The organism is Mesorhizobium sp. WSM4848, assembly GCF_055811375.1.
The window spans coordinates 44807-70030 of the sequence record NZ_JBVVPX010000027.1 but is presented as its reverse complement, the minus strand read 5'-3'; the positions used below and the strand labels follow the sequence as shown (position 1 = coordinate 70030).

Here is a 25224-nt window from a genome sequence, read left to right as displayed (position 1 = left end):
CGGTAAGCAATGCCGGGGCAACGGCCCGGAAGTTGTTCCCGAATATCGGGCCTCGCCGCTTCGCAAATGGAGCGGCGGGCCTTTTTTGGCTAGAGCATTGGACCCGAAAGTGGGACCTGTTGAGGCAGCATTTCTTAGGCGGCGGGAGCCGGCGGCAGTTCGAACAGTTTGGCGCCATTCTCCTGGCCCCGCTCGACATAGCCGATTATCCGGAACCATTTTGCGACGTCCGGTCTATGGAGCCAGCTGCGCGAGTGAATGGGGAGGTTGCCTGCGAGCGCCTGGATATGGCGAATGTGCCGCTTGCAGAAGCGAACTGTCGCGGCACTGAAGAAATCCTCCTGTGCGGCGAACAGCGTATCGGCAGCGTCGCTATTCTCGTGCCACGCGATGATCGCCACGGTCTTTTCGCCCTGGACAAGCGCGTGAGCACGGCCCTCTTTCAAGTTCATCATCAGATTGTCGTAGGCGATCTTGCTGTCCTTGCCGGCCGCGGCGTATTCGTCCGATATCCGCTTGGACAGATCACGGAAAAGAGCTTCCAGATCTCCAACCGTTGCTGCGCGTGCTCTCATTTCGCCTCCTGGAGCCCCAGCGGGCAGTTTGCCCTAAGGATAGGGGATCACCAAGCAAATCAAATCCGACATCCGCCCGATGCGAGCAAAGATGTTTCGCCGGGGGGAGAACGCTGCGCGGCATGCCGTGACACCGACGCCGATCCCTGCCAATTGATTAGCAAAGTCGGCGGCCATGGCATAAGCTGCTGAAATTGCCAGGTGACCTTGAAGTGGATTCGAGCCACCGACATGCGGAATTTTCAGTCTGCTGTCGATGATTGAAATCGTTGAGCTTTTTAGCTCCATGTCGCGTTCATGTCGCGTCAGGCCGAAAGTGCCCGTTCGGCCGCAGCCAGTTCCTCGGCATCATCGCCGCGCGGGAACAAGTTGCCCGTAGACGACCATTGTCATCATGATAGAGGAATGGCCGAGCCGTTCCTGAACCATTTTTGGGTGGCAGGCCCCAGGCCACCATCGGCAACGCGATTGATGCAGCGCCGTTGTCCGATCCGGGCGAGGCCTATTTCGCTACTGGCAACGCCGCCGGACGGCAGCACGTCGGCCGATGACGCCAATAGCCCTCAGTGCGGGGTGACGCCGACCACAGGGCAGGTGACGCCCACAGGAACCTTTTGGCGCTGGCGGGACAGCGCGCCTCTCTTCCGTCGTGCCGTCGAAAAAAGCCGCCGGGCGAAACCCGGCGGTTTGGTCGTTCGACTGGGTCGTTTCAGCCGCGATCGGCTTTACGGCGCCGGAGCCTGCTCGGCGGCCACCTGGTCGATCTTGTCGGCAAGCACACCCTTGGCCCAGTCCGTGACCTCGGCGTCGACGGGCTTGTTGGCCATGTCGGCCAGTGCCGCGTCGAGCGATGCATCGTCGGTGCCGACAGCGGCCTGGTCGGCAGCCGTCTGGGCCGCGGCAGCCGCTGCTTCGGCATCCGAGACCGTGGCTTCCTGGGCCGCGACCTGCGCTTCCAGATCCGCGATCTGTCCCGGCAGGGCCGCCTGTTCCTCGGGCGTCATGGCTGCAATCTGGTCAGGCGTAAGCCCATTCAACGTGTCGAGCTGCGCGTTCAGGGCATCCAATTGGGCCTGAGCATCGACCGCCGCCGCGGCCGCCTTGTCAACCGCGGCCTGTGCGTTCTGGGCGTTCGCGGACGCCACCGCAAAGGCCTGTACGGCAGCGAACTTCTTGCTCTTGGAGTTCATATAGGCGTTGACGTTGCGCTGCAGCGAATTCAACCGGCCGAGCTTGGCACGGATATTCTTTTCCTTGGACACAGAGACGGTCTGCTCAGTGTCGTCAACGCTTGCAACAGTCTCTTTTTCGGCCTTGGCCACCTGCCCCTTGGCTGTCGCCGACTTGCCCTGCGAACCGCTATTGCCGGAATTGCCGCCAGCATTGCCGTTGCCGCCGCCGCCGTTACCGCCGCCGCCGTTACCATTGCCGCCGCCGTTACCATTGCCGCCACCATGGCCATTACCGCCACCATGGCCGTTACCGCCTGCACCGAGCGCCGGAGATGCCAGAAGCGCGAACACGGCAAACGCGGCGAAAAGCGTCTTTCGGGATGTCATGATTCCTCCTCTTTGCATCGCACCTCCGCGTATAACTGCCAAATATAACGAAGAGCTAATTTATATCTGAAAAACTTTATGCAATGCGAAAGTCCGGCGGTTGCGACGCCGACCTGCGCCGAGGCCCTCGAAATTCCCCCGGGCAGAACTGTCTCAATCAAAGCCAAAAAGACTCTAACCGTTTTTGGTAAATTCCGGACGGAAGACCGTTCTTGGAATTGCGCTGAGCGGATGCAGGATATCGGCGCCCGCCTGTTCGTCGAACAGAACCGCGCAGCCGCGCTTGAGTGCCACCGCCGAAAGGGCGTTCGCCATCGCATCATCCGGCGACACAAAATCCACCGGTCAGCACCCTCAGCTCTTCCACCGCCCTGACCGTCGAGCGGCGACCCTCCTCTCACAACGTCTGGGGCGTAGGTCGCGGAGGCAATCGCCATCCGCCCGGCCTAGTGGCGATGATACGCCAGGACGGTACTGCCGCGTGGCGACTTGTGGCGATCAGACAAGGTGAACCCGGCACCCTCGATTAAAGACTGAAGCCGGATGTCGTCTTCGTCGGGGACTCGCGCCACAATCGTCTGTGCGCGGTTGATGATGTCGGTGAAGATGCGATCGGCCTCCTCCTGACCAAGCCCCCGCCGGACATGCTGGTACACAGCGAGAAGAAGCACGATATCGTAACGGTCATCTAGAACAGATTGAAGCTTTCGGCTGCCTAGGTTCATGGCGTCAAATCGACTTTCTACATTCGATCCTAGAAAGATGGAACGCGCCACTCGGGTGTGTGGCTTCAGAATGTCAATGCCGTGGATGTAGGCCGGTCTGCGTTTGGCGATTTCATAAGCGACGATGCCCATATTGCAGCCAACATCAAGGATCTTCTTACCGGAGTAGTTTACCCCGCATGAAAATAATCCATCGAGCCGATCGTCCCACGTTCCTGCGCTATATTTCTTGTGCGATTTCCAAAAAGGCACGACTATCCTTCCGTGTCCTGGACCAAAGTCGAGTTTTATCTGCGCCCGCTAGCATTTTCCGGCAAAGTCCAACGAAACGTCTGTCGGACAGTTAGGCAATTGCCATGGAAAAATGGTGCCCAGAGGCGGAGTCCAAGCGATGGAAAACTCGCTCTGTTTCCAAATGGTTAGAGGTCCGCTATAGCAGGACTAGCCAACAAAAATACCAACAAAATATTTCTGTGGATTGGTTCGGTTCCAGCTATCGCTCTATTCGCTCAATGCCATCGCGTCCCAACCTTATCTCAAAAGCCCATGCTGTCGCTACTCGAGTTTGGTCCAGATAGGTCCTCTCGATCGCATTGCATGGTGCGTGAGCTAATCGCAGTTCCGCTCCCTCCGATTCCCGACCTCTGATCGCTCGACCATTGAAGATGGCGGAGAGATCGTCTTTCGATTCCCTTCCCATCCATTGGAAATAACTGCATCCTGCTCGCAAAACTACAGTCAGTATGCGATGTGCCCGTTTCCTCAGCGAGCCGAGATCGGGCAGCAGGTGCTCGTGGAAATGCTTCACATTCCATCCAAGGTAGCGATAACGATAAAGTTCCAGCATCTCTTCAATCGCTTCGGCAGGCACCCGACGGGTCGAAATCTTGCCCAAACGCCGCTCGAGCAACCCAACTTCCTCAGCCTCTTGTAACGGTCGCGGGCGAAATTGCCGCCCCGACATGCCAAGCAACTCGCCTGCCTCCATCATCGAAAGATCGCCGCCATTCCAGCGGCTCAAAACCTCTACAAACTCCTGCATTCTCCGGTCATTTAGCCATGCTGTCCGTTTCATCCCCACCTCCGTGCGCTGGCGAAAACCGGACGACTCACGTGCGACCTAATCTGGACAAGTACGCACGCGCTGATGCGCTGCCTTCGCCAGTTCCTTCGATCGTTTCTTGAGCAGCGAATTCGCCTCCTCTCGGAAGTCATCCCCTAGACGGTCGAGCAAAGCATGGATCGAACGCGGATCCTTGAGGTCTGCGAGGTGGGCTGGGTCGCCGCGCCGAATTAGGGCGTGTAGCCAAGCCCATTGCCTCGGCCTCGGTTGGTCAAACAAAGTGGCAATCAGTTCCGCGGGCTCGGCATCGGCCTGTCGCTGTCGCAAGGCGACGAGCGCCGCCTTCTCGACCGCTTCTGAGTCGTCGCCGGCCAAGGTTCCAGAAACTCCACCGACTCCTCGATAGGCAGCCATCCCGCAAGTTCAGCGGCGATGAGGCGGCCCGTACTGTCTGTGCTCTCGCTCATGCTGGTGAGCGTTTCGATCAGGCGTCGCCGCGGTGCGGCACGGCGCAGTAAGCGGCCAATTTGATGGCGAACGGGGACCGGCGCTGCGGCATAGTCTGCGAGCAAGACGTTCGCTCCCCCTTCGGCGTTGATCGCGCGCCGGTTGTTGGTCCTTCCCTATCCCTCTCCACCCGTTGGCCGGCGGATCGATCGAGCCATATACCGGCGATGACCGCGATCAGGCCGAAGGCGCCATTTCGTGCAATGCGGCGCCGGCTTGAAGGGTCCGCCCGTCCCAATTTCAAGGCGGAAGCCAATACTATCGCTTCTGATAGAGCGGCTGACGAACACTTTGATCTCCGCGCGCTTTCTCATAGCTGTCCAGCAATGCCTGCGATCCCGCAGTAGCACTGATTGCGTGATTAATGAGCAGCAATCGATATTCAAGATTCGGGTGAGACTGCCCATGATCCCAGAATATTCAGGGATCTCCAAGGGACCGGCATCCGAAACAGCCGAGCGTTGCCTCGCTTGAGACCACGAAGGAGAGGCTGCTCAGGAACATAATCGCCTCGGTAGTGCCGAAATAGAGGTCGTAGTTATCGATCGGCGAGTCGCCATTTCCGAGTCGGCCAAATTCCCGCTTCAGGATTGTCGCAACGTAGTCGTCGGCTTGGCGCTCCCGCGCTTTCGCCTCGGTCTCGTCGTTGTTTGGCACGGCATCGGCTGTGGCCGGAAGGAACGCACCGTAGTGCTTGTTCGCGATATGCCCCAGCTCATGCAGGAGCAGGAACACGAGCATCGAAATCTGCTTGTCCTGCATGAGCCCATTGTCTTTCGACAGGACCGCGAAGTTCCGTTCGAAATGAACGCCGCTGATCACAATCGCCCTGCAGCCTTCGGGTACTTCCGCGACGACTGGCCTGGCTTGGTCCGGCCTGATGTGATGGACGGGGATGCCATCGCTATCCGCGTTATCTTCCGTCGTGTTTGAGAAAAAGAGCTCTAGTTGTGGATCGCGCACGGCCGCGTTGACAATGTCGATCGCCCGTTCGATTTGGGCATCTGTCAGCTTCGTGCTCCGCAGGGCAAAATCACAGGCGGCGACGGCGTTGCCGAGGCTCAGAATTAGCCCCAACGACGCGAATGACAGCAGTCGTATGGGCATTTCATGCCTTGCACCGGTTCGCGAACCGAAGAAGGTCATCAAGGTATTGGCGCGCCGCCTGCGCGTCGGTTTCATCTCTGACCGAACTGAGCGTTTTCGCGGCCTCTTGTTCAATGTTGTCTACGCAGGCGAAACGGCTGTCGGCGACGCCATTCAGATAAGTTGCACCAGATGTCGAGACGGCAGCACCTGCGCCGAGCAAACCGATAGCAAGGGTCAGGAGGGTGCTGGCCCTGGGTCCCCATTGGATTGCCTTCTGCAGGCCAGCGAGAACGGTGGTTCCGGCTCCGAATACGACGACCAGCATCAACAACCATTGTGCCCAGGATTTGGTCGCAATAGTCGCCTCGTTAATGCTGGTCGCGATGGCATTGGCTTCGCTGATAGCCTTGTTGATTTCATCCGGTGGCAGCGGGAGAGCCGTCGAAGCCCCCAATTCGCGTGAAATCGCCGACGATACGAAGGGCCTCCGGCGTCAGGGCGAAGGTGACAAGGAGGCCTATAGCGAGAATGGCGATGCCTATCGCAATGAGTGTCTGCCCCATGCCCCCTCCACGTCGATCAACCAACATACACCGCTTGCCCTCAGGCGATGAGAGCCGAATTCTTCACGACTGCGTTCCGCTCACAGCAGCCGCAACTTCGGAGCCGCCAAAATCATCGTCTCGACGCACCACGATCGAGGTTTTCACCAAATAGTGGTCGGAAAGATACTTATCATGCGCCAAGGGGCTTGCCGATCATACTGGCGACTAAACCGGAATGTCTTCCTCTCGACTCCGCGCGGGATAAAGATGCGGTCGAACGGCGCATCATTGCCGATCGCGTACGTCGGGATGTCGTCTTCGTTTAGGTCTTCATAGCCGTTGTCGATAAATGCCTGGATCGCCCTTTCGTCACGCCTCTTGCAGTTCGTGTCACCGAGGACGATGATATCGCGCTCGGCGAACGCCTCGCTAATAGCGCCGACCTGAGCCATCAATTCGCGCGCCTCATGGTATCGTGTCTGCATCACGACGTGGCGTTGCCCGACGTTCGACTTCATGTGAAGCGGGATCACCACAAAGTCCGTCAGCTGTATGGCTGCGTCTTCACCCGGTCGCGCCGCAAACTTCATCGCATGCGGATGCCTGTCCCAAAGGGAGAACCTGTCTCCGTTGTCGTCCATTGCCTGGTTCGACACGTTGACTCGCAGCATCTCGCCGACTTTTGTCACTCGGGAGGTGTTCCAAGCGATGCCGCAAAGCTGGCTTCGATCGCTCGGATCACGATTCGGGAAGATTTCGTACTCCCAATGATTGCCGGTGTGCTCCTCAACGAGATCCAAGGACGATCTAAGAAGCTTGTTTCCAAGGTGGCCGCCCGGTGCAAAGTCATCTGTGATATAGAGTTCCTGCAGCGCTAGAATGCTGACGCCGGAGAGTTCGATGTGCTCGGCGATGGCGTACTGGTTGTTAGGTGAATCGTCCACTCGTCCGAAATGTTCGATGTTCCAGCTGCCGATGTGTATGTACCTTGGTTTCATGCGACCCTCCCTTTGCCAAACGATGGTTCATGTCATGCGGGAATTGCCAAAGCACTGTTGCTGCGGCGCCGCGCGTATCGAAATCGATGATCGAGCGCTCACGCCGCGTCGATCTCGACGTCCACATACGTCTTGCCGCTGAGAATGCACTCGAGGTCCGTTCGAAGCGGCTGCGGCTCCAGGAGCCATCGCTCCTCCCGTTCTGCGTAATGCGGCAGGTTGGCGGCGTCGGCCGCGCCAAGGCTATCCAGGTACCTTCGAGCGTTGCCGACGCGCTTGCCCAACTCGAGGAGAAGCTCACAGCGCGGGATGCTTGGATACGAATTCCCTCGTGCCGTTGATACAAGCGCTTTCGCCGTTGGCTGCTCTCCATCGGCGGGAAGGGGAAGGATCGCATTCAGAATCCTGGCAGGTTCGCTTTCGTCATTTCCGCGGCTGGACCAGGGCGTAGCGTTCTCACTGCCATGATGGCCGATTTTGAGAAAATCGATCGGCGCGGCCAGAAGTTCGGACCGCTTGTTCCACATTGTGTTCCAGGAGCCGTTCGCCTGCGTGGCGCTGAACCTATTGGTCCATTCTGCATCGCCGACGAACAGGAGGCGCCGTCCCTTCCATTCGATCAGCAGAACGACACTGGTGTTGTTGATGACTTTGTCGTTCTCCTGCGTGAACGCGAACAGGCCCGAAATCATCCGCGATCGCAGACGCCGGAAATCGGAACCGCTTATGCTGTCCGGCCGAGCCCGGGGCTCATCACTGAGCGGTCGCAGAGCCCCGGTCGTCTCATTGAAGGCGTGAACGATCTCCGTCCCCTCATCACCGAGATAGTAGCGGTCGATATTCTCTTCGGGACCGAGAACCTTGAGAGTGGCGCCCTGCAGGGTCTCGATCGCCAACTCATCTTCGGTCATGTCGGCATGGACGTATTTGGGCTCGATCGCGTTTCGGGTTGGAAGCGTGGTTCGCAACGCCTCCATCGCGCTGTCATTGCCGAGCTCATAGAGGGCAACGAGGCCCTGGAGCTCAGGGCTCAGGGACAGATTTCTTGCCGCAAGATTGCGCATGGCCCGCGTCGCAAGTCGGTTGAGGGCAAAGGCGTGTTCGGCTTGAGGATGCTGCGCGTTCATCGCCGCGCTCATCCAGATGTTTTCGACTCTGATGCCGTCGAAATCCTCGGGGTTGAATCCCTTGATGTGGTCGGCATGTTCATGTGTCACGACCAGGAGGTCAAGGCGGACCTGGCCACCGCCGGCGTCTGGCAGGACCTCTTTCAGGTCTGCGATCGCATGCTTGAGCAGCGCCGCCCGGCCCTTTGAGCCGCAGTCTATGAGGATGTGGAAATCGTCGACCGCGCCGTCCTTCTGACGCGCCTTGGGAATGCGGCAATAGATGCAATCGCCGAGCTCGACATCGTAGGCGCGGATTAGGAGCTTATCTGCCACTGCACATCTCCCATTTCATCGTCACGATCGTCGTGAAGGCCGATATGCGGGGCCAGATGGAAACGCACCGTGCCGTCGATCACGCGCGAGCTGAGAGGGGCTATGCTCTTCTTAAGCAGCCCAGCCTCGCCGCCAATCGGATTGTTGATTCTCCCCGCCGCAATCCGGCGCGCCAACGCCGAGAGGAAGGCCGCTCTGCGTTCTCGTCCTTCCTCAAGCTCATCATCGGCATCCTGGCCTGTACCAAGCTGTGGACCTGTGCCTGGCTTCCGGGCCCAGTGCAGGACGTTACCGTTTTCATCAAGCGCAATCGTGCCGCCACACAGCAGACTTGTGGTCTGGCCCTCATAGGCGCCGAATTCAGCATCGTTTAGCTCGACATCCTCGCGCCAGACATATTGGACGAGGACCTGCTTCGGCTGTCGGCGCCCGTCGATGGTGAACTTCTGCGCGGTCGTGACCTCAGGAAGAACAATGTCTGCCGTGTACGGAATGAGCAGCGACTTACGGTTGTCGTCGAGAAAGCGATAGGCGTACGCCCGCGAGTTCGCGATGGTTTCGACATCGTGAAATATCTCGACGGGGAGACGCCGGAACGTGACCCTGGCTCGGCTTAGTCCTTCCCGCTCCGCCTCCTCGATCAACCCTCGCTTTATGAACGCGTCGAGCATCATCGCTCGTTGGCAGTCCGGATCGCTCGGATTGGCTATCTCCTCAGCTCGAAGGACGGCGAGCGCATAATCCCTGAAAGTGACGTCCACGGGCGGCAGAAGATCGAGCGGTTGTACCGCAACATTCTGCATCCGCCGCACGGTGTATGAAAACGCCTCAGCGACCGTGAATCTCTTTTCATCGATATAATATCGCGACAGCCGTCGAAGAATGTCGAATATGGTTCCGGTCAGCACTTCCGACATGAAGTGTTGCGACTGGCTGTCTTTCACCGAAGCGAAGGTCTGCGTATTCAGAGCGCTACGCAGGTAAGGCCGGTCCTGCACTTGTTTGCCGAATTCGTCGGCGATGCTGGACAACGCGCTCTCGCTGTCGAGGTCGCCTTCTGTTTTGGCGACGAGCTGGGCTCGGAACGCGTTATTGCGGAAGGCGATCAAGATTGCGGCCATGTCGCCCATGAACTCGTGAAATCCCGCGGTCTCGGGCAGCACGGACTCGTTATAGTAGGGACGTAGACCATCGAGCACAGCATGGCCGAACTCGTGGTTGATGATGTCAGCCGAAAGGCAGGTAAAAACGCGGCCGGCAGGTCGATCAAAGTAGTAGAACTGGAGCGACTTGCTCTCCCGATCGTAGTAGGCGTTTTCGCCGTATCCGGCGTGGGGAACAACGATCAGCCGGTTGCCCTCGAAACCCCAGCGGATTGGCCGTCCCAATCCAAACCCATTCTCAAAGAAATCGAGTCCGTTCTGCAATGTCGCCCAGACGTTGACTTGGTGAAACTGAGGTGTGTTCCGCTTGTTGCGGTTCACCTGATCGCCATCCTGGTCGAGAAAAACGCTTCGTCGAGGATCCCATTTCGCCGGCACGGCAAGGGACTCGGTGCCGCCGTCATAATCGACCACCACAAATCGAGCACTGGTTGGACCATCGCCGAGCCCCGGCTCCCAAGGCACCAGAAATCCATCCGCGAAATCGAAGCTTTGGTCGGACGCGGTGATGGCCGGATCCTGAAAATAGACATCGAACGGGATGCGTAGGTTCAGTTCTGCCTGGACATCCCGCTGCAGGTATCGTCGTGCCGCGTACAGCTGCCTTCGAGCCGCCGGCGAAATGGATAATTCTTGCGTCGCTGTTGGCATGTCCCCTCCCGCGCCGGAATTCTCCCGGCCAACTCACAAACGCTTTACAACGGCGTCTACTCAGTCACCCGGTAGGCAGCTGCTGGTCGAGAAAGCCCTGTTGAGAAGTTCCGCCAATCGAAGGCCCGCAGTTCCCAGCTGCTGGTCGATCAGAGGAAGATTCTCATTCCGATAAGCATCATCCAGCACGATGTTATTCGGCACGTTGGCGATCAGTCTGACTGCGATGCGGTGGCTCTCGTTGGCCCAGTCGGTCGTTCTACCGGCAGAAATAGCAGCGACGTCAGCCGTCCTGAGCCAACCGGTTTCGAGGCGCTCGACATAGCTACCCCATGACCAGGCGGTCTTGTCGATCAGAGCAGTGTCCCAAGCTGAGTGCACGTTTGTGTTGAACGGGAGATCTCCGTTCACCCCCTCCTGGGTGATTATCGTTACATCGATGCCGTTTCCGCCGCGTTCGTCCTTGATGGCGTGCAAGGGTTGGTGGAGATCTCCGATGAGGTGAACCAAAAACTTCAGCGCCCGCTGCCGCTGTTCCATCGGCGCAGTGGCACAGCTCACGAGCGCGAGTTCCCGGTCGATCGCTGCGATGATGCAATCACCCAGCGCGGGATCGGGTGTGCAGTCGCGAGTCGCGTCATAGGCTGTGGCTCCGGATGATATTTCGACGAAATGCCACCGGGTCGTTTTACGATCTCGAGCGCGTTCGTCATCGGCCCAACTACCGATGGATGCGAGTGAAGTACCCGGCCCCAGGATGGATTCGACGCCGACGGCGGCCGCGTCGTTCAAGCGATGCTGCGCGATCTCCGCAACAATGGAATGACCAGACGTGCCCCAAGCATACGCACTATGAGTTACCGCAAGCACACCCAATGCTGTCAGCATAAATGTCCGCATTATGCGCGTCCCCTCAACATCTACATTACGACATCCTTTTTGTGACAGATGCAAGACGACGGCATGGGACGACGGACGAGGTGAAGGAATCTTAAGATTGGTTGCTGAAGCTGCGATCCAGCCATGGCGCAATAGCGAGCTAGACCCGTGCCGATGATAGTGGCTCATGGCAGACTTACCTAAATTCACACTCTCCTACGATCGCAAGAAGCAGGATCGGGCCCTGAAACAGGATGGCTCAGACCGCGCCAAGAGGCGCTTTGAGGTACAACGGAGACATGAAGAACACGTACCGGTGACGCTCTGGCCGCCGCGCGAGCTTTGCGAGGTCTGCTTCAATCTTCCCGTTGTTGCGCGGCGTCACCGCGGCGAAAGTCTCTGCGCCAACATCACCCGGCTTCACGTTCATGATATCGCGGTCGAGCGCTGTATGGGCACCGGGCGCGAGGCACAAGCCCCGACATTTGGGTGCAGCTTCAGCAACTGCCTCGCGGCGGAAATCGCGACTGCGAATGTCCAGGTTTGATTGATCTGCTCAATGAAATTGAGCGCGCGATCCTCGATCGGATGAAAGGCGATAGGCTCGAACTTGATCCGCCGCGGCATGTCGAGCGGGTCTCCGGTTTGAGCGGATATGCAGTCGCGCGTTCGCGCGGCCGACGCACGCATGAGCGACATCAGTTCGTCCGCTTCTTCTGGGCAGCTGACGGTCAACGCAGTCGCCATGGCGATCCGACGAACTTCCAATCTCAATTCCCCATCATGCGTCCGCACCAGAACCGATAGCTGCTGGTGCGCCGGTCGTCGACGACGTGCCCGTGGATCCCCCGAGCTTCCACGGCAGCGAGAGTGTCACCGATCCCCACGATCCTTTCCCGGTTCTCGACCGTCGTGGCCAGGGCGGCTCTCAGGCCTTCAAACGCCAGGATCTCGTCATGGAAATTGTGGGCCGATCCGTGATGGGGCAGGGTCAATACACCGACGTTGGATGAGTACGGCTGATAGAAGTTCAGCCAAGGGTCGCGCCGTGGCTTCTGCTTCAATGCGGAATCCCCTGTTCCCAGCCAGCCCACCGGTTCAACGAAGCCGACGTATCGATGCGGATAGTCCCCATACGGCCATCCGTATCGACGCCAGCGACGATCGCCGCTACCCGAGCCAGGGCTTTGGCAGTATGGTCCGGAATAGAGCGACATCGACAGGCCGTTGTGACCGCGTCCGAAGTGCTCGCCGTAGAGATGGAGGAGCTCCTTGGTTTTCTGAGGCGAGCAAAGAAAATTCATCAGCTTCGCTGCGAGCTTTTCCTGGTTGCCGCCTCTGATCCTCAGTGCCTTTGTGACCACTCGCTGGAAGCGGGAACGAACGGCCTTGTCGACCGGATGCACATAGGGGAGCAGGATCCAGTCGCCGACCTGCCAATGTGCATATTCGTGATAGCGCCATTCTAGCCGTATGGATGAGCCCGCTCCCGCAAAAACGGCGCCTTCGCTGGCTTCCCGCCTCACTTCGTTCGCGGCTGTCAGACCTTCCGGGACTTGTCCTCTTGGCTTACGCAGGCGATGGGCAAGCCGGACGCCGGGGTTTTTCCTTTCCGGCAATGCCATCGGCTCCCGACGGTCGTCACCGCCGCCGTCGTCGATCGGACCATCGGGCTCCAACGGCGCACCCGGCCGCGGGGCATCACCATCATCAGCCTCGAGAAAGATGACGTACCTCGCACCGCGGTTCAGCCACCAGCCCGCCGGATTGGCGAAATACTCGCGCGCCGATGTTGAAACGGCGCCGGACTCCGTGTCCGCCAGAATGAAGATCAGACGCTCGATGACGTCGAGATACGGCACGACGACGGTCTCTGCTGGCGCGATGGCTTGCAAGCGTTCAATGCCATTGATGTGATCCGAGTGGAGGTGGGATACGAAGAGAATGTCCGTGCGTCCCTCCCAACTCAGGCGGTGCGCGTTCAATGCGCTCTTGAACGCATTGCCGTGCTCGGACCCGCAATCATAAACGTAGTGGAAGCTGTTGATCTCCGTGCAGCCGACCGGCTCTGCCCCAGTTCTTGGTGGCTCGAAGATCTGGATGCGTCCCGTGTGGAACCCACCATGTCCCACGGCATGTTGCACGCGACTCACGCAAGCTTGCAGCACGATGAAATTACCCCCCAAATAATTCCCTCACGAGGCTTATAGCAGCATTCCTCGCCATTTCTTCGCTAGCGATGCGAATAATGGCGCGAGTCCGGTCCAATCTGCATAGATTCTTCATGGTGAAAAGTCGCACATATAGGGGAAAATTGGGCAGAGTTCGCTCATGGGTTGAGTGCCAGGTACGGAGCAGTGTCGTGCGCTTGCCAGGCAGTGCTGGTAGCCGGCGCTCCCAGCGGCGAATCTCATCAGAATCGGGATCAAAACTGGGAATAAGGGGTACTGGCGAGGATCCAGGATGCGCACCGGGTCCCCGCTATGACTTCTACCAAGAATATTGTGGAACGAGCCGAGGCTCCGGAAGCACCGCGGGACGGGCGGATGTATTATCGTTGATAGAGGAGCGGCTCATGATAAAAAACATTGTCATATTTTCTGACGGCACCGGTCAGGAGGGCGGCATCCGGGTCGAGCAGCGCTTGAGCAACATCTACAAGATGTATCGCATTTGCAGGGTCAGCCCAGAAACAACCATCGATCCTCGCGAGCAGGTTGCGTTCTATGATCCTGGACTCGGAACCGAGACAACAGCGACGGGCTTCACCAGCGTAGTGCGCTGGGTGCAAAAGACGTTGGCTTCTGTGTCCGGCCGCGGGATAACCACCAACATCGTCGATTGCTACGAATTTCTGATCAATCACTACGAACCTGGCGACAGGATTTTCTTGTTAGGCTTCAGCAGGGGAGCCTACACGGTACGGAGCGTGGCGAACCTGCTGATGCTTTGCGGGATTCCCAGCCGCGATGGGGATCAACCATTACGCCGCTTCAGGAAGGCCGTCCGTGATATCGCGAGCAGTGCAGTTCACAACGTACTGGAGCACGGGGCAGGGCACCCGCGCGCCAAGTTTGAGGACGAAAGGCTGGAGCTCGCACGCAGGTTTCGTGCTCGATACGGCACCGATCATGAATCCGGTGAAACCCACCGCTCAAACGTGTCGCCATACTTTATCGGCGTGTTTGACACCGTAGCGGCTCTTGGCGTCAAAGGTCCGATGGCGATCGGCATCAAGATATTCTTGGCTGCCGGCGCTGCTCTGCTCGCAGCGGCACTCGCGTTTGTGCCTGCGCTTGTGGTGGCCGGAGTTCTTTCCCTTTTCGGCTTCGCATTCTGGTGCTCGGTGCTGGCATTGGTCGGGCTGGCAGCGGTCGCTGGCGGTGTTCTGATTACTTGGCAACAGCGCAGATCGATCAGAAAAGTCATCCGCGACTTCCCGAAGCCCGGCGACAAATCCTCTCATCTTGCCGAGTGGAAGGGGGAACATTTCGACCGCCTGCTCAGCCGATTTGTTGCATATGCGCGCTCCGCGAACGCCATCGATGAAACGAGAGAAGACTTCGCTCGCGTGGGTTGGGGCCCAACAAGGGAGATGCCGGAAGAGCGGAACGGCGTCCCTACGTTCAAACAGTTGTGGTTCGCCGGCAATCACTCCGATATTGGCGGTAGTTACCCGGAAAGTGAATCGCGACTCGCGGACATTGCCTTGCAATGGATGATCGAAGAGGCGCTGGAAGTGCCCGGCGGTCTTAAGAGCGGACCAGTGATTGTCGACGGCAAACGTCTGCCGCAGACTTCAGAGAACGGGACGCCCCTCCACCTCTTCCCGAGAGCCGACGGCCTACAGCATTGCGAGGTCGCGGGCATGCAGGATGCCCTGGAGGCTCGCATTCCCCGCTGGCTGCGCCGGTTCACCAGCGGCCTTGGATGGAAGACCAAGATCAGGGAAATCAATCCCGAGGCTCCCGTCCATCCTACCGGAGAAGAGCGATTCCAACTCATGCAAGTTCCGCAATGCGCTGGGTCCGGACCCTACCGCCCTGAGGCCTTGCGGAATCATGAGAAGTTTCGCGCCTACTATGAATAAAATATCCGAGGTGCATGGGAAATATTTCGCGTGCACGCCCACTGCGATAGCCACTTCTCGCGTCTAAACGCTGTTGCAGCGCGTCGATCTTGACTGGACGGGACCACGAGATATCTTCTCTGCGCTTCGAGAAAAAGCGACGCCGGGCACCTCGCTTAGCCGCACGATAACCGACGACCGGTCCGGCATGACACGTCGAAGGTAAAAAGAAACAGCACCAGCTCAAGCTGGCCGCGCTGCCCACATAGCTTCTCAACAAAAGACCGGCCACCGTCTGCGATGGCGTTCGGCCCTGAACACAGGTGGAGAAGACGATGCGGTTTGCATTGGTGAACAGCGTGCGCTCCGAAGCCTCGACAGGGACAATTGGTTACTGCCCTGGATGCTCGGAGCCGATGATTGCGAAGTGTGGGCCGCGAAAGGTCTGGCATTGGGCGCATCGCGGCAGGAGAACCTGCGATGCATGGTCGGAACCTGAGACCGTATGGCATCGTATGTGGAAGAGCCATTTTGCTTCGAGCTGGCAGGAAGCGGTTCAACGTGACGACGCAGGCGAGAAACACATCGCGGATGTGAGGACAGAGAGTGGCCTGGTTATCGAATTCCAGCACTCACATCTCCCTGAAAAGGAACGATCAGCGCGCGAGGCCTTTTATCAAAATATGGTTTGGGTTGTGGATGGAACGCGCCTGAAAAGAGATCATCCACGATTTCTCAGTGGACGGACGCTTCTTAGGCCGACGTGGTTGAAGGGCGTTTTGTTACTCAGAGTCTACAGGAGTGCTTCCCGGCTGGGTGGCTTAACTGCGCAATGCCGGTCTTTTTCGATTTTGAGACTATCGAACAGTCCGGCACAAAGCTCGCTACGCTTTGGTGCTTGCTGCCTGAGCGGGCCGAAGGACAGGCTGTCATCGCGGCAGTTTCGCGGACCGCCTTTCTTCGGGCAGCTCGGGAGCCGAACGATGGTGGAAACGATTGCTGCCGGCTTGAGGCGTGAACGACTGGTCGCTGAACTCAACGCCAGAGGGCGGTTCTACGGACTTCCTCTAGACCAGAATGGAAGGTCTCAACGCTTCCGCCACCGTCGGCGACCAAGGTATTAAACCGCAACTTTCGCCCGGTCGTTGGTCAAGATCGCGTAGGAGGGAGTGTACCGCGGCTGTTTTAGTTCCGTTCGCCATGCGTTCGTCCATGTCCAAAGTCGCATAAAAGGGCAGTGCGGAACTCAATGGCGACCTGTGCCGGGGTCGCTTCATCACAACGTCTGACCCTTTCACGACTCTTCTTTCACGGTCGCCCAACGGCAGACCGCGACTCTAGGCAGGTCTTGGCGCTACGCTCGGGGAATAGCAGCTTTGCGCAGCATTCCGGCCCTTTATCCAGGTTGCACGAGTTCTTAAAAGCGGACAGTCGGGTCAGTAGCCGAGACGTCAGCATTGGGTGCGGACGAGCGGACGCGGCTGCACCAACATCGCTCAAATGATAGCCTTCTTGCAATGGCTGAGCTCAGACCACAAAGTCGGTACGTATTATCTAGAGGTCTCTAATGAGTGCTCGCCTATCGACAGCCATCCGGATCGGCGAAGCCGCAAAGGCCATTTTACGAAAAACTCAGAGCTTTCCAACCAAGGGGTTCGGAGATCATGAAGACCTGAGCGAACGCGAACATATCGGTGTTGAGCCGATGCTCCTGGCACTTTCGATGGAGTTGGCACTCAAAGCGTGGTTCGTTTTCGACCACGACGATCCAAAAGCTACCAAATCGCACAACCTGATGAAGCTGTTTGACGACCTAAAGCCCGAAAGCCAGAAGAAACTTGACGCGGAGTTCAAGAGATCAGTGGCTCCCTACCACGGTCTCTACATCGACTACAGCATCCGTCACATTCTGTATCAGCACAAAGATGCCTTCATCGACTGGCGGTATCTCCATGAGGCCAATAAATCGATGATGTTCGATCAGGGTGCTTTTGAGGCAACGCTTGAAATGGTGCTCCGGGAGTTCGAGAAGAGATATCGCATTGAGCAAGTTATGCCGGTGTCGATTTGAGCGGACCTCGCAACGCGATCGCCGCAATCGCCGTCATGGATACGAAAACGCGGGTCGATCTCTCCCGAGTTAAGATCAATCAGCGCCCTTTTGCTGATCTCAGAGCAGAATGCTCTGATTGTGTATTCGCCGTTGTTGGCGGGGCAGATTCCGGTATCGAGCGCGGGCCACGCCTTCAATTCTTTTCAGCGCCATGCACGGCTACGAGATCGTCCAGCTCTGTGCCCTTTGGGACAAACCGGATGGCAGCCTCCGCCCATAACAACCTCGGCGACTGATCAACGGTGCGGCGTAGATGCCAATAAGGATACCGATCATCATCCCGAGCAGGAGGCTTCGACCGCTCACGGATCAATAGCCGTTGTCTCGGAGAAACGGTCGATGGCTGCCTTTATGATCACCGTCCTCTTGATGTCGTTGTCGAAGGCGGCCTTTTGCAGTCGCAGCTTCGTGTCGTAGTCCAGCGGGCAATTGACGGCTTCTCGCGCGTGCGCGCGTTTGAGGTCGCGCAAGCGATAGCGTCCCTCCTCCTGAGCCAGAGCACGTTCGATCGCCTTGCTATTGCGCTCTTCACCGCTCGGGTTTCGGCAGACTGCGCTGCGGCCGTTCTCTTGTCGCATCCGCTTCTGAAACCGGCGCCGCTGTTGGTTCCCTTGCAGCCGTTCCAGCCTCTGCCTTTTCCGACAAAGAGGCTGGTTTCATTGCGGCTTTGGATACCGTCTGCATTCGGGTCTGTACGGCCACGGTTGAACATCCTCCTTGGGTCGACATTGGCGCCTGAGACCCTGAGACGTCGCGCAGACCTTCGTCTAGGAACGATCGTATTGAGTCGGTATAGGTGGCGAACTGTCAGCGCACGTTCGAACCCATTGGCCCTTGAAGCTAATGGAATGGCACGCATGCTCCCGCCCTTACTTGACCTGGATGTCGCCGATGAAAGCACCATCCATGTCTAAACTGACCGGATACGACGAGGAGCGGCTGATCTTGTACATTCGGCTACTGGACGCCGCAGCAGAAGACGTGGATTGGCGCGATGTGGCCGAAATCGCGCTCAAAATTGATCCCGAAAAAGAGCCCGAGCGCGCGTACGGAGCGTGGGAAAGCCATCTGGCGCGCGCCCTATGGATGACGACGAACGGCTACAAGTACCTTTTTGCAGGTGGCGCACCCCATTGAGTGGACCTGCGCTGCACGCCTGCGAGGAGTCCGGGTAAACTGTTTGCTGCGAAAAGGCGGAGTTCTTCCGCCTTTCAAACGCCGCGTGCCAAAACGAAGGTGCGGACAATCAGGCCGCGGCCTTTTTGCGGCTCCTTTTTGCAGGTGCAGGCTGTTCGGGTTCGTTAGGCTTTCTACCGAGGCCAATAGTCTTGGCCAAAGCCGAACGCGCGGCGGCATAATTCGGGGCGACCATCGGATAGTCTGCCGGCAGGCCCCACTTGGCGCGGTATTCGTCGGGCGTCAGACTATGGTGGGTAGAGAGATGCCGCTTCAGAGACTTGAACTTTTTTCCGTCCTCCAGGCTGATGATGTAGTCGGGCGTGACCGACTTCTTGATGGGAACTGCAGGCTTGAGGGCTTCAGGCTTCTCTGGGGAGCCGCCGACTGTGCCCTTCAGCGCGGCATGCACCTGCCCCGATCAGGGCCGGAAGCTCGCCTAGCGGGACTGGATTCTTCAAGACATAGGCCGATACGATGTCAGCGGTGAGCTCGATGAGGGCATCAGTATTGTTCTCGGCTTCTTCCGTCACGGAATGCTCCTGATCGAATGAAAGCAGTGGGCGAAGTTCCGCTTCATAATCAAGGCAGTCCCGGAAAGCAATGAAAGTCACGGAAGTGCTCTCTCAACACCGCCTCAGACGTTCCGGCAGAACCATCGATTGGGCCGCTAACGCCGTCCGGCTAATAAATGAACAGCCATTTTTTAGCAGAAGGGTTTCGGTTTCGGCGCGGTAGGAGCATCGAAGAATAACTTCCGCTACGCACCTTTAATGCCCTTCCTGCCACTCTCCATAGGCAAGTGCGCCAAGGAGAAAACTTCAACGCGACCTGTACACGAAAAGAGAGGCTCGGCCCAATGAGCAGGGTGGCGCGCGCGGACGCGGCTTCAGTTTCGTCGGCGACGTTTGCTCCACTGGAGAACCCGACCTTTCGCGCGATCTGGGTTGCCGCACAGGTGTCCAGCTTGGGCTGGCTGATGCAGACCATTGCGATCAGTTGGCTGATGGCAACCATCTCGACTTCGGACGTGATGGTCGCCCTGGTGCAGACTTCCACGACGTTGCCGGTATTCATTCTGTCGATCTTCGCCGGCGCCATTTGCCGACAATTTCAGCCGCCGGACTGTGATGGCGCTCGGCTGGTGCGTGATAGCGTTGTCGTCGACGATGCTGACTGCTTTAGTGGGGCTGGGATTTTACAATCCATAGACGATCCTCGCATTCAGCTGTTTGGCCGGCTGCGGCGCTGCGTTTACTGATCCGTACTCGGATTGGTGCGACCAGCAGAGAGTTCCCTGAGACTCTGGGCGTTGACGTCCAAGAACGCCGAGCTGCGTGAGACGTCGAAGCCCAGAGCTGCCCTATCAAGGCCGGCCGGGACGGAGACCAGCACCCGGCAGCCGGGCAGCGCGCCAAAAGGACCCCGCGCGTCATATGAACTGGATCCCTCATAGTGCGTCGCAACATTTTGATGCTGCACTGCGGAACTTTGCGGTAAAGCGGGAGTTCTCTGTGCATCTAGCAAGCGAGGGCTCGATGAGGCGCTACAAGATTCTGCCGTCGGAATCAGGGCTGTGGTCTGTGATCGATAGCCTGACAGGGCTTCCCGCCGAGAGATACGGTCAGCCGCTCACCGGGCTGACCCAGTACGAGGCCGAAGAGGCTGCCTTTAACCTTAGCGAGAGCACTCCGCCATGGATGGCCTTGGTCAGACGGCGCAGACGTTAATCAAGGCTGCCGATTTTACGGATGGTCGGACGCGATGCGCCTCGCACTCCATCACACCCGTTCGCGTAACCTCTCACCTCTTCCTTCTGGATGCGTGCGTCATGGCAGGGGGCGCATGTGCTCTCCAGTTCGCCGTACCATAAGAGCCGGACCGTCGCGGTGCGCCAGATGGTTGGCGACCGTGGCCGGAACCGTCGCCCGTTCTCTTGCCGATGAAGTGCGGGGTGCCCGACACCGAAATGGGCTGAAATCGCGATTTGCGAGCGACGCAAATCTGAAATGACCAGCTGTTCGGTATATCTTCCCTGCGGGACTTCGTCGCAAATATTACAAATGTTGCGACATTATCTAACGCTTTTGTCGTCAATGTCATCAAAGCGTAACATGTACGAGATACCTAGACATCTAGAGCGCCTAGGAGCTGTTTCGGCTTCTTCCTTTCAGGCGGAGGAGAGTTGGTGTTTTTCATCTCGCGAACCTTGCGCAGCGCGTTCACCTTGTGGGCGATCCTCACCATCGTATTTTTTGCGACACGCACGACCGGAGATCCCACATCCTTCCTCATTCCACCCGACCTTCCCGAGGAGCAACGGATTGAGCTGCGAGAAAAGCTCGGACTGGATGATGATGTGGCCACGCAATATGTCCGGTACGGCACCGCTTTGCTGCGCGGAGATTTCGGGCAGAGTTTCTTCTCGAATCGGCCTGTGGTCGAGCTGTTTATGGAGCGCGTTCCCAATACGCTTCTCTTAACCATTCCGGCTTTCTTCCTGTCGGTCGTCATCGGCATGGCCGCCGGCCTCTGGGCCGCATTGCATCACAACATGGTCATTGATCGCTTCCTCACAACCGGAACTATCGTGGGGCAAGCCATCCCCAACTTCGTTGTCGGCATTGTCGCTATCTTGATTTTCAGCTTCTCCCTGAAGCTTCTGCCGAGCGGCGGAATGGGTAGCTGGAAACATCTTGTTCTGCCCGCAGTCACACTTGCTCTGGCGACCTCAGCCAACATTGCAAGGCTCGTTCGCAGCAGCATGTTGGAGGTCCTGTCCCAGGACTACATGCGCTATGCGCGCAGCAAAGGGCTTAGCCCATTCCGTGTGGTGGTGAAACATGGCCTCCGAAACGCGATCCTCCCGGTGTTGACCATTCTGGGCCTGCAACTAGGTGGCCTAATCGCCGGCGCCGTGGTGACGGAATCGGTGTTTGCCTGGCCTGGAGCAGGACGCCTAGTGATCGATGCAGTCATGCAACGCGATTTCGCCATGCTGCAATTCGGAATTCTCGTGTTTTCGGCGGCAATCATCGTCACCAATCTTCTTGTGGACGTTGGCTACGGCTTGCTGGATCCGCGGGTGCGTGGGAGGTGATGATGAGCATCGAGACCGGCGCGCCGGGATTGAGCCCTTCCCAAACCCAGGAGGGTATCGTCGCCACCGAGACCGCACGGCGTCGCCGATCCCCGGCGCTGGCGATCGTCTCGTGCCTGATCCTTGCGGTGATAGCATTGCTGGCCGCGATCGCGCCGGTGATTGCGCCGCACGATATTGCCGACCAGAGCCTCCTACACCGACTTCGCCCACCGGCGTTCGCCGGGGGAACGACCGAATACCTGCTTGGAACGGATCATCTTGGCCGAGATCTATTTTCCCGGCTACTGTTCGCAACCCAGACCACCTTGCTTATCGCTGGTGCCGGAGTTCTTGTTGGTGTTATCACCGGCACGCTCAGTGGACTGATCTCGGGAAGCATGGGAGGATGGATCGACCATTGCTTCATGGCTGGGGTCGATGCGCAAGCCTCGGTGCCGGTCACTTTGGTGGCATTGACTGCGGTCGCCGTCGTCGGACCTAGTCCGCTTGTCCTCATGCTTGTCGTCGGGTTCGCGGACTACTACAAATATGCTCGGGTGGTCCGGGGCCAGGTGCATGCCCTGCGCGGACGCAGCTTCGTAGAAGCGGCTCGATCCTCCGGCGCTTCCCCCTGGCGCATCGCGATGCGTCATGTGCTTCCCAACACGTTGTCGCCCGTCATCGTCTTGGCGAGCCTGAGCTTCGCCGAGATCGTCGTGCTGGAGTCGTCGCTCTCGTTCCTTGGAGTGGGTATTCAGCCGCCAAATGTTTCTCTTGGTTCGTTGCTAGGCGAGTCGAGGAACTACCTGATCACCACACCATGGCTGGCGGTATTTCCCTGTGTCGTGATCGTCGCAATCACGCTGGCAGCTTCGATGGTCGGCGATTGGTTGCGCGACAGGTTCGATCCCCGAAACCGCAGCTAAATTCGCGCCACTCCCAAATCTTCCCGCAGGAAAACCTCACAACGCCAACCTTAGGAGACACTATGCGAAACCTACTCATAGCGGTCGCTATGCTACTGCCGACCTTCGCGGTCGCGCAGGAAGATACGAGACCGGCCCTCACTGTCGGCGTCAATGCCGTCCGCGCTAACTTCGATCCCGCACTGGCTCTGGGGAATGTCGACTTCCCAATGACCTACAATATGTTCGACACGCTCGTTGCGCGAGACTTTTCCAAAAGCAAGGACCGGACAGCTTATGAACTTGTTCCCGGCCTTGCACAAAGCTGGAAGCGAATTGACGATCGCACAATGGAATTTTCGCTGCGACCAGGTGTGCGATTTCACAACGGTCAGCCTTTTACCAGTGCTGACGTAAAGTTTACCCTCGATCGGATCCTGGATCCCGCTTCTGACTATGTCAGCGCCAGAAACCTACTCAAGGTCATCGAACGCGTCGACATCGTCGATGATGTGACGGTTCGCATTACCACGACAGCCCCGAGCCCAATACTGCTACAGCTGCTTGCCTATCATTCGAGCGACATCGTGCCGAAAGCCTATTTCGAGTCGGTGGGAGAGAGCGGCTTCGGCCAAAAGCCGGTCGGGACGGGTCCGTTCGCTTTCGTCAAGCTCCAGCCCGACGAGAGCATGCAGCTGAAGGCCAACGACGCCTACTTTGGCGGTCGGCCGACGATTTCGATCTTGACCTTCAAGGCCATCCCGGAGGTCTCTGCGAGAATTACTGCGCTCGCGAACGGTGAGGTCGATATCATCAACAGCTTGCCGCCAGATCAAGTGGAAGCGGTAAAGAACCTGGGCTGCTGCGAAGTCCGCAGCGTCTTGATGAACCACCACTTCCTTCTCTACAACACCTTCAACCCAGTGATGGCAGACAAGAAACTGCGTCAGGCACTCAATCTCGCCATCGATCGCAAGTTGCTGGTGGACGCCCTGTGGGATGGCAAAGCCACGCTGCCGCACTCGGCTCAATATGAGGCCTGGGGACGGGAACTCTACAATCCCAATCGGCCAACGCCTGCCTTCGATCCTGACCGCGCGCGTCAGCTCCTCACTGAATCTTCCTACAAGGGACAGCCGATTTATTACATGACGCACCCCGTCTACTACACGAATGGCGTTGCTGTCGCCGAAGCTGTCGTTCAGATGTGGAAAGCGATCGGCATCAACGCCAGCGTCCGTGTCGACGAGGGCTGGACCAAGCTCAAAAAGGAGGATCCTGCCCTCACCGTAAGAAACGGTTCTGACTGGGTGGTACCGACCGACCCTGCGGTCACGCTTTACATGACTTGGGCGAAGCGGTTTTGGAAAGACGAGCAACGCTTCGACGAACTCGCCAACGAAGGCGAAACCACACTCGACGGCAACCGTCGCTACGACATCTATCAAAAGATGATCGATATTTTCGAAGACGAAGCGCCCGGTACTTATTTGTATCGTGCGCCGGAGTTCTACGGGGTCCGCACCAACATCCAGTGGCTTCCGAACACCGATTACACCATGGATTTCAGGCCGGATAACATTCACTTCAAGTGAATGCCACTGTTTCGCCCAGCTACCAGGACGGTTTATGATGAACCATGCCGAACTCCTGCGCGTCGAGAATTTGCGCACGTATTTCTATGCCCGCGATCGCACTGTCAGAGCAGTCGAAGGGGTCTCGTTCTCGGTTCGACACGGGAGCACGGTCTGCCTTGTCGGAGAATCCGGCTCAGGCAAATCGGCAACCGCGTTTTCCATCCTGAACCTCATTCCGAAGTCGCAGGGGCGGATCGTTGCTGGGAAGGTCCTCTATCAAGGGGAGGACCTTCTCCATATCCCCGCACGTCGACTGCGCCGCATTCTTGGCAACGACATTGCCATGATTTTTCAGGATCCTGCGGCGGCGCTCAATCCGGTCTACACGATCGGCAACCAATTGATGGAGGTTCTGCGGACCCATCAACGATGCAGCCTTCGGGAAGCCCGACGCCAGGCCAGAGAGCTGCTCGATCGCGTTGGTATCGCCGATGCCGAGCGGCGCCTCGATGACTATCCTCATCAGCTTTCCGGCGGTATGCGCCAGCGAGCAATGATCGCGATCGCGCTGTCATGTCGGCCGAAATTGCTTATCGCCGACGAGCCGACGACGGCTCTCGATGCCACGGTTCAATCGCAAATCCTCGCTCTTCTTCACGAACTACAGCAGGAAGCCGGCATGGCCATGCTGTTCATCACGCATGATCTTAGTGTCGTTGCCGAAATCGCTGACCGGGTCGTTGTGATGTACGCCGGCCGGGTTGTCGAGGAGGGCGATGTCATGCAGATCTTCGACACGCCACGGATGCCTTATACACGCGGGCTGCTGAAGGCCCGACCACAATTACAGCCCGGCCATGCATTTCCCCGGCGGCTTTCTGCCATTCCGGGCAGCCCTCCAGAACTTGCTCATCTGGCAACCGGCTGTTCCTTTCGTCCGCGCTGCAGCCATGCGGCGGCGGACTGCGCACTCCACATGCCGAAACTCGACATGGCCGACGGACACAGCGTTCGGTGTTGGCGTTGGCGTGAAGTCACCGCCGCGGATGCGCAGCCGGAGGCTGTAGCATGAATGCGTCCTTTGCCCATTTCGACACGCCCGACGG

Annotated in this window: 26 protein-coding genes and 4 pseudogenes; 12 read left to right on the top strand and 18 right to left on the bottom strand. The window is 58.2% G+C overall.

What is annotated here, in order from left to right; translation table 11 throughout:
- Positions 1-134 precede the first annotated feature (134 nt).
- The 12 genes and pseudogenes from AC0L16_RS22750 to AC0L16_RS22695 form a co-directional block, all read right to left on the bottom strand.
- The gene (locus AC0L16_RS22750) at positions 135-575 is read right to left on the bottom strand and encodes a hypothetical protein (RefSeq protein WP_077376668.1); all 441 of its coding nucleotides are present in this window, start codon (positions 573-575) and stop codon (positions 135-137) included.
- A gap of 33 nt (positions 576-608) precedes the next feature.
- Complete coding sequence (locus AC0L16_RS22745) at positions 609-863, bottom strand: hypothetical protein (RefSeq protein WP_473623386.1); 255 nt, start codon at positions 861-863, stop codon at positions 609-611.
- Between the two features lie 17 nt (positions 864-880).
- Positions 881-1051: pseudogene (locus tag AC0L16_RS22740) on the bottom strand (site-specific integrase); the annotation flags it as partial.
- 249 nt (positions 1052-1300) lie between these two features.
- The gene (locus AC0L16_RS22735; protein WP_473623385.1) at positions 1301-2098 is read right to left on the bottom strand and encodes a hypothetical protein; all 798 of its coding nucleotides are present in this window, start codon (positions 2096-2098) and stop codon (positions 1301-1303) included.
- Between the two features lie 210 nt (positions 2099-2308).
- Positions 2309-2476 (bottom strand): hypothetical protein, encoded by a 168-nt coding sequence (locus AC0L16_RS22730; protein WP_473623384.1) that lies wholly within the window; start codon positions 2474-2476, stop codon positions 2309-2311.
- 104 nt (positions 2477-2580) lie between these two features.
- Positions 2581-3111, bottom strand: coding sequence for a class I SAM-dependent methyltransferase (locus AC0L16_RS22725; protein ID WP_473623382.1), 531 nt, complete (start codon positions 3109-3111; stop codon positions 2581-2583).
- A 241-nt stretch (positions 3112-3352) separates the two neighbouring features.
- Positions 3353-3934, bottom strand: coding sequence for a hypothetical protein (locus tag AC0L16_RS22720; RefSeq protein WP_473623380.1), 582 nt, complete (start codon positions 3932-3934; stop codon positions 3353-3355).
- A gap of 45 nt (positions 3935-3979) precedes the next feature.
- The gene (locus tag AC0L16_RS22715; protein WP_473496398.1) at positions 3980-4297 is read right to left on the bottom strand and encodes a hypothetical protein; all 318 of its coding nucleotides are present in this window, start codon (positions 4295-4297) and stop codon (positions 3980-3982) included.
- A 552-nt stretch (positions 4298-4849) separates the two neighbouring features.
- A complete protein-coding gene (locus AC0L16_RS22710) occupies positions 4850-5575 on the bottom strand; it encodes a hypothetical protein (protein ID WP_473623379.1) in 726 nt (241 codons plus the stop codon).
- A complete protein-coding gene (locus AC0L16_RS22705; protein WP_473623377.1) occupies positions 5538-5972 on the bottom strand; it encodes a hypothetical protein in 435 nt (144 codons plus the stop codon). Before AC0L16_RS22705 ends, AC0L16_RS22710 begins: the two co-directional genes overlap by 38 nt.
- A 252-nt stretch (positions 5973-6224) precedes the next feature.
- Complete coding sequence (locus tag AC0L16_RS22700) at positions 6225-7061, bottom strand: endonuclease/exonuclease/phosphatase family protein (protein ID WP_473623376.1); 837 nt, start codon at positions 7059-7061, stop codon at positions 6225-6227.
- A 98-nt stretch (positions 7062-7159) separates the two neighbouring features.
- Positions 7160-8188 (bottom strand): metallohydrolase, encoded by a 1029-nt coding sequence (locus AC0L16_RS22695; RefSeq protein ID WP_473623419.1) that lies wholly within the window; start codon positions 8186-8188, stop codon positions 7160-7162.
- On the opposite strand from AC0L16_RS22695, the gene AC0L16_RS22690 reads away from it, so the two are divergent.
- Positions 8174-8377 (top strand): hypothetical protein, encoded by a 204-nt coding sequence (locus tag AC0L16_RS22690; RefSeq protein ID WP_473623418.1) that lies wholly within the window; start codon positions 8174-8176, stop codon positions 8375-8377. The genes AC0L16_RS22695 and AC0L16_RS22690 overlap by 15 nt on opposite strands.
- Here AC0L16_RS22690 and AC0L16_RS22685 read toward each other — a convergent pair.
- The 3 genes and pseudogenes from AC0L16_RS22685 to AC0L16_RS22675 all read right to left on the bottom strand — a co-directional run.
- Positions 8306-8503 (bottom strand): annotated as a pseudogene (locus AC0L16_RS22685) (metallohydrolase); the annotation flags it as partial. The gene AC0L16_RS22690 and the pseudogene AC0L16_RS22685 sit on opposite strands and share 72 nt — an antisense overlap.
- On the bottom strand, positions 8485-10317 hold the full coding sequence (locus tag AC0L16_RS22680) for a gluzincin family metallopeptidase (RefSeq protein WP_473623375.1): 1833 nt from the start codon (positions 10315-10317) through the stop codon (positions 8485-8487). The gene AC0L16_RS22680 and the pseudogene AC0L16_RS22685, both read right to left, overlap by 19 nt.
- A gap of 60 nt (positions 10318-10377) precedes the next feature.
- Positions 10378-11217, bottom strand: a complete 840-nt coding sequence (locus AC0L16_RS22675; protein WP_473623373.1) for a S1/P1 nuclease — start codon at positions 11215-11217, stop codon at positions 10378-10380.
- Positions 11218-11383: 166 nt separating this feature from the next.
- On the opposite strand from AC0L16_RS22675, the gene AC0L16_RS22670 reads away from it, so the two are divergent.
- Together AC0L16_RS22670 and AC0L16_RS22665 are read left to right on the top strand one after the other, a co-directional pair.
- Positions 11384-11743 carry a hypothetical protein gene (locus AC0L16_RS22670; protein WP_473623372.1) on the top strand — a complete coding sequence of 120 codons (360 nt, stop codon included), beginning with the start codon at positions 11384-11386 and terminating at the stop codon, positions 11741-11743.
- Positions 11740-12003, top strand: a complete 264-nt coding sequence (locus AC0L16_RS22665) for a hypothetical protein (protein ID WP_473623370.1) — start codon at positions 11740-11742, stop codon at positions 12001-12003. The genes AC0L16_RS22670 and AC0L16_RS22665 overlap by 4 nt, the downstream gene beginning before the upstream one ends.
- Here the strand turns inward: AC0L16_RS22665 and AC0L16_RS22660 are convergent.
- Complete coding sequence (locus AC0L16_RS22660; protein WP_473623369.1) at positions 11967-13382, bottom strand: hypothetical protein; 1416 nt, start codon at positions 13380-13382, stop codon at positions 11967-11969. The two genes, AC0L16_RS22665 and AC0L16_RS22660, sit on opposite strands and share 37 nt — an antisense overlap.
- 389 nt (positions 13383-13771) lie before the next feature.
- Between AC0L16_RS22660 and AC0L16_RS22655 the strand changes: the two genes are divergently transcribed.
- The 3 genes from AC0L16_RS22655 (at position 13772) to AC0L16_RS22645 (ending at position 17336) form a co-directional block, all read left to right on the top strand.
- The gene (locus AC0L16_RS22655) at positions 13772-15286 is read left to right on the top strand and encodes a DUF2235 domain-containing protein (protein ID WP_473623368.1); all 1515 of its coding nucleotides are present in this window, start codon (positions 13772-13774) and stop codon (positions 15284-15286) included.
- 314 nt (positions 15287-15600) lie between these two features.
- Complete coding sequence (locus AC0L16_RS22650) at positions 15601-16389, top strand: competence protein CoiA (protein ID WP_473623366.1); 789 nt, start codon at positions 15601-15603, stop codon at positions 16387-16389.
- 443 nt (positions 16390-16832) lie between these two features.
- Entirely contained in the window at positions 16833-17336 is a 504-nt protein-coding gene (locus AC0L16_RS22645; RefSeq protein ID WP_473623365.1) for a hypothetical protein, read from the top strand.
- 344 nt (positions 17337-17680) lie between these two features.
- Here AC0L16_RS22645 and AC0L16_RS22640 read toward each other — a convergent pair whose 3' ends face one another.
- On the bottom strand, positions 17681-17956 hold the full coding sequence (locus tag AC0L16_RS22640; protein WP_473623363.1) for a hypothetical protein: 276 nt from the start codon (positions 17954-17956) through the stop codon (positions 17681-17683).
- 313 nt (positions 17957-18269) lie between these two features.
- On the opposite strand from AC0L16_RS22640, the gene AC0L16_RS22635 reads away from it, so the two are divergent.
- The gene (locus tag AC0L16_RS22635; RefSeq protein ID WP_473623362.1) at positions 18270-18515 is read left to right on the top strand and encodes a DUF2285 domain-containing protein; all 246 of its coding nucleotides are present in this window, start codon (positions 18270-18272) and stop codon (positions 18513-18515) included.
- 109 nt (positions 18516-18624) lie between these two features.
- Here AC0L16_RS22635 and AC0L16_RS22630 read toward each other — a convergent pair.
- Positions 18625-19087 (bottom strand): annotated as a pseudogene (locus AC0L16_RS22630) (Ros/MucR family transcriptional regulator).
- A 326-nt stretch (positions 19088-19413) separates the two neighbouring features.
- Here AC0L16_RS22630 and AC0L16_RS22625 point away from each other — a divergent pair.
- From AC0L16_RS22625 to AC0L16_RS22605, 5 genes and pseudogenes are all read left to right on the top strand, one after another.
- A pseudogene (locus AC0L16_RS22625) lies at positions 19414-19762 on the top strand (MFS transporter); the annotation flags it as partial.
- Between the two features lie 980 nt (positions 19763-20742).
- Complete coding sequence (locus AC0L16_RS22620) at positions 20743-21654, top strand: ABC transporter permease (RefSeq protein ID WP_473496412.1); 912 nt, start codon at positions 20743-20745, stop codon at positions 21652-21654.
- A gap of 2 nt (positions 21655-21656) precedes the next feature.
- Entirely contained in the window at positions 21657-22562 is a 906-nt protein-coding gene (locus tag AC0L16_RS22615; RefSeq protein WP_473496413.1) for an ABC transporter permease, read from the top strand.
- 62 nt (positions 22563-22624) lie between these two features.
- The gene (locus AC0L16_RS22610) at positions 22625-24136 is read left to right on the top strand and encodes an ABC transporter substrate-binding protein (protein ID WP_473623361.1); all 1512 of its coding nucleotides are present in this window, start codon (positions 22625-22627) and stop codon (positions 24134-24136) included.
- Positions 24137-24173: 37 nt separating this feature from the next.
- Positions 24174-25190 (top strand): ABC transporter ATP-binding protein, encoded by a 1017-nt coding sequence (locus AC0L16_RS22605; RefSeq protein WP_473623360.1) that lies wholly within the window; start codon positions 24174-24176, stop codon positions 25188-25190.
- Positions 25191-25224 lie beyond the last annotated feature (34 nt).

What these genes read in the sequence shown, in the direction of transcription:
- AC0L16_RS22750 (WP_077376668.1), bottom strand. Translation starts at nt 575, where the DNA reads ATGAGAGCACGCGCAGCAACGGTTGGAGATCTGGAAGCTCTTTTCCGT.
- AC0L16_RS22745 (WP_473623386.1), bottom strand. Translation starts at nt 863, where the DNA reads ATGGAGCTAAAAAGCTCAACGATTTCAATCATCGACAGCAGACTGAAA.
- AC0L16_RS22720 (WP_473623380.1), bottom strand. Translation starts at nt 3,934, where the DNA reads ATGAAACGGACAGCATGGCTAAATGACCGGAGAATGCAGGAGTTTGTA.
- AC0L16_RS22710 (WP_473623379.1), bottom strand. Translation starts at nt 5,575, where the DNA reads ATGACCTTCTTCGGTTCGCGAACCGGTGCAAGGCATGAAATGCCCATA.
- AC0L16_RS22700 (WP_473623376.1), bottom strand. Translation starts at nt 7,061, where the DNA reads ATGAAACCAAGGTACATACACATCGGCAGCTGGAACATCGAACATTTC.
- AC0L16_RS22690 (WP_473623418.1), top strand. Translation starts at nt 8,174, where the DNA reads ATGCTGCGCGTTCATCGCCGCGCTCATCCAGATGTTTTCGACTCTGAT.
- AC0L16_RS22695 (WP_473623419.1), bottom strand. Translation starts at nt 8,188, where the DNA reads ATGAACGCGCAGCATCCTCAAGCCGAACACGCCTTTGCCCTCAACCGA.
- AC0L16_RS22680 (WP_473623375.1), bottom strand. Translation starts at nt 10,317, where the DNA reads ATGCCAACAGCGACGCAAGAATTATCCATTTCGCCGGCGGCTCGAAGG.
- AC0L16_RS22675 (WP_473623373.1), bottom strand. Translation starts at nt 11,217, where the DNA reads ATGCGGACATTTATGCTGACAGCATTGGGTGTGCTTGCGGTAACTCAT.
- AC0L16_RS22670 (WP_473623372.1), top strand. Translation starts at nt 11,384, where the DNA reads ATGGCAGACTTACCTAAATTCACACTCTCCTACGATCGCAAGAAGCAG.
- AC0L16_RS22655 (WP_473623368.1), top strand. Translation starts at nt 13,772, where the DNA reads ATGATAAAAAACATTGTCATATTTTCTGACGGCACCGGTCAGGAGGGC.
- AC0L16_RS22650 (WP_473623366.1), top strand. Translation starts at nt 15,601, where the DNA reads ATGCGGTTTGCATTGGTGAACAGCGTGCGCTCCGAAGCCTCGACAGGG.
- AC0L16_RS22645 (WP_473623365.1), top strand. Translation starts at nt 16,833, where the DNA reads ATGAGTGCTCGCCTATCGACAGCCATCCGGATCGGCGAAGCCGCAAAG.
- AC0L16_RS22640 (WP_473623363.1), bottom strand. Translation starts at nt 17,956, where the DNA reads ATGCGACAAGAGAACGGCCGCAGCGCAGTCTGCCGAAACCCGAGCGGT.
- AC0L16_RS22635 (WP_473623362.1), top strand. Translation starts at nt 18,270, where the DNA reads ATGAAAGCACCATCCATGTCTAAACTGACCGGATACGACGAGGAGCGG.
- AC0L16_RS22615 (WP_473496413.1), top strand. Translation starts at nt 21,657, where the DNA reads ATGAGCATCGAGACCGGCGCGCCGGGATTGAGCCCTTCCCAAACCCAG.
- AC0L16_RS22610 (WP_473623361.1), top strand. Translation starts at nt 22,625, where the DNA reads ATGCGAAACCTACTCATAGCGGTCGCTATGCTACTGCCGACCTTCGCG.
- AC0L16_RS22605 (WP_473623360.1), top strand. Translation starts at nt 24,174, where the DNA reads ATGAACCATGCCGAACTCCTGCGCGTCGAGAATTTGCGCACGTATTTC.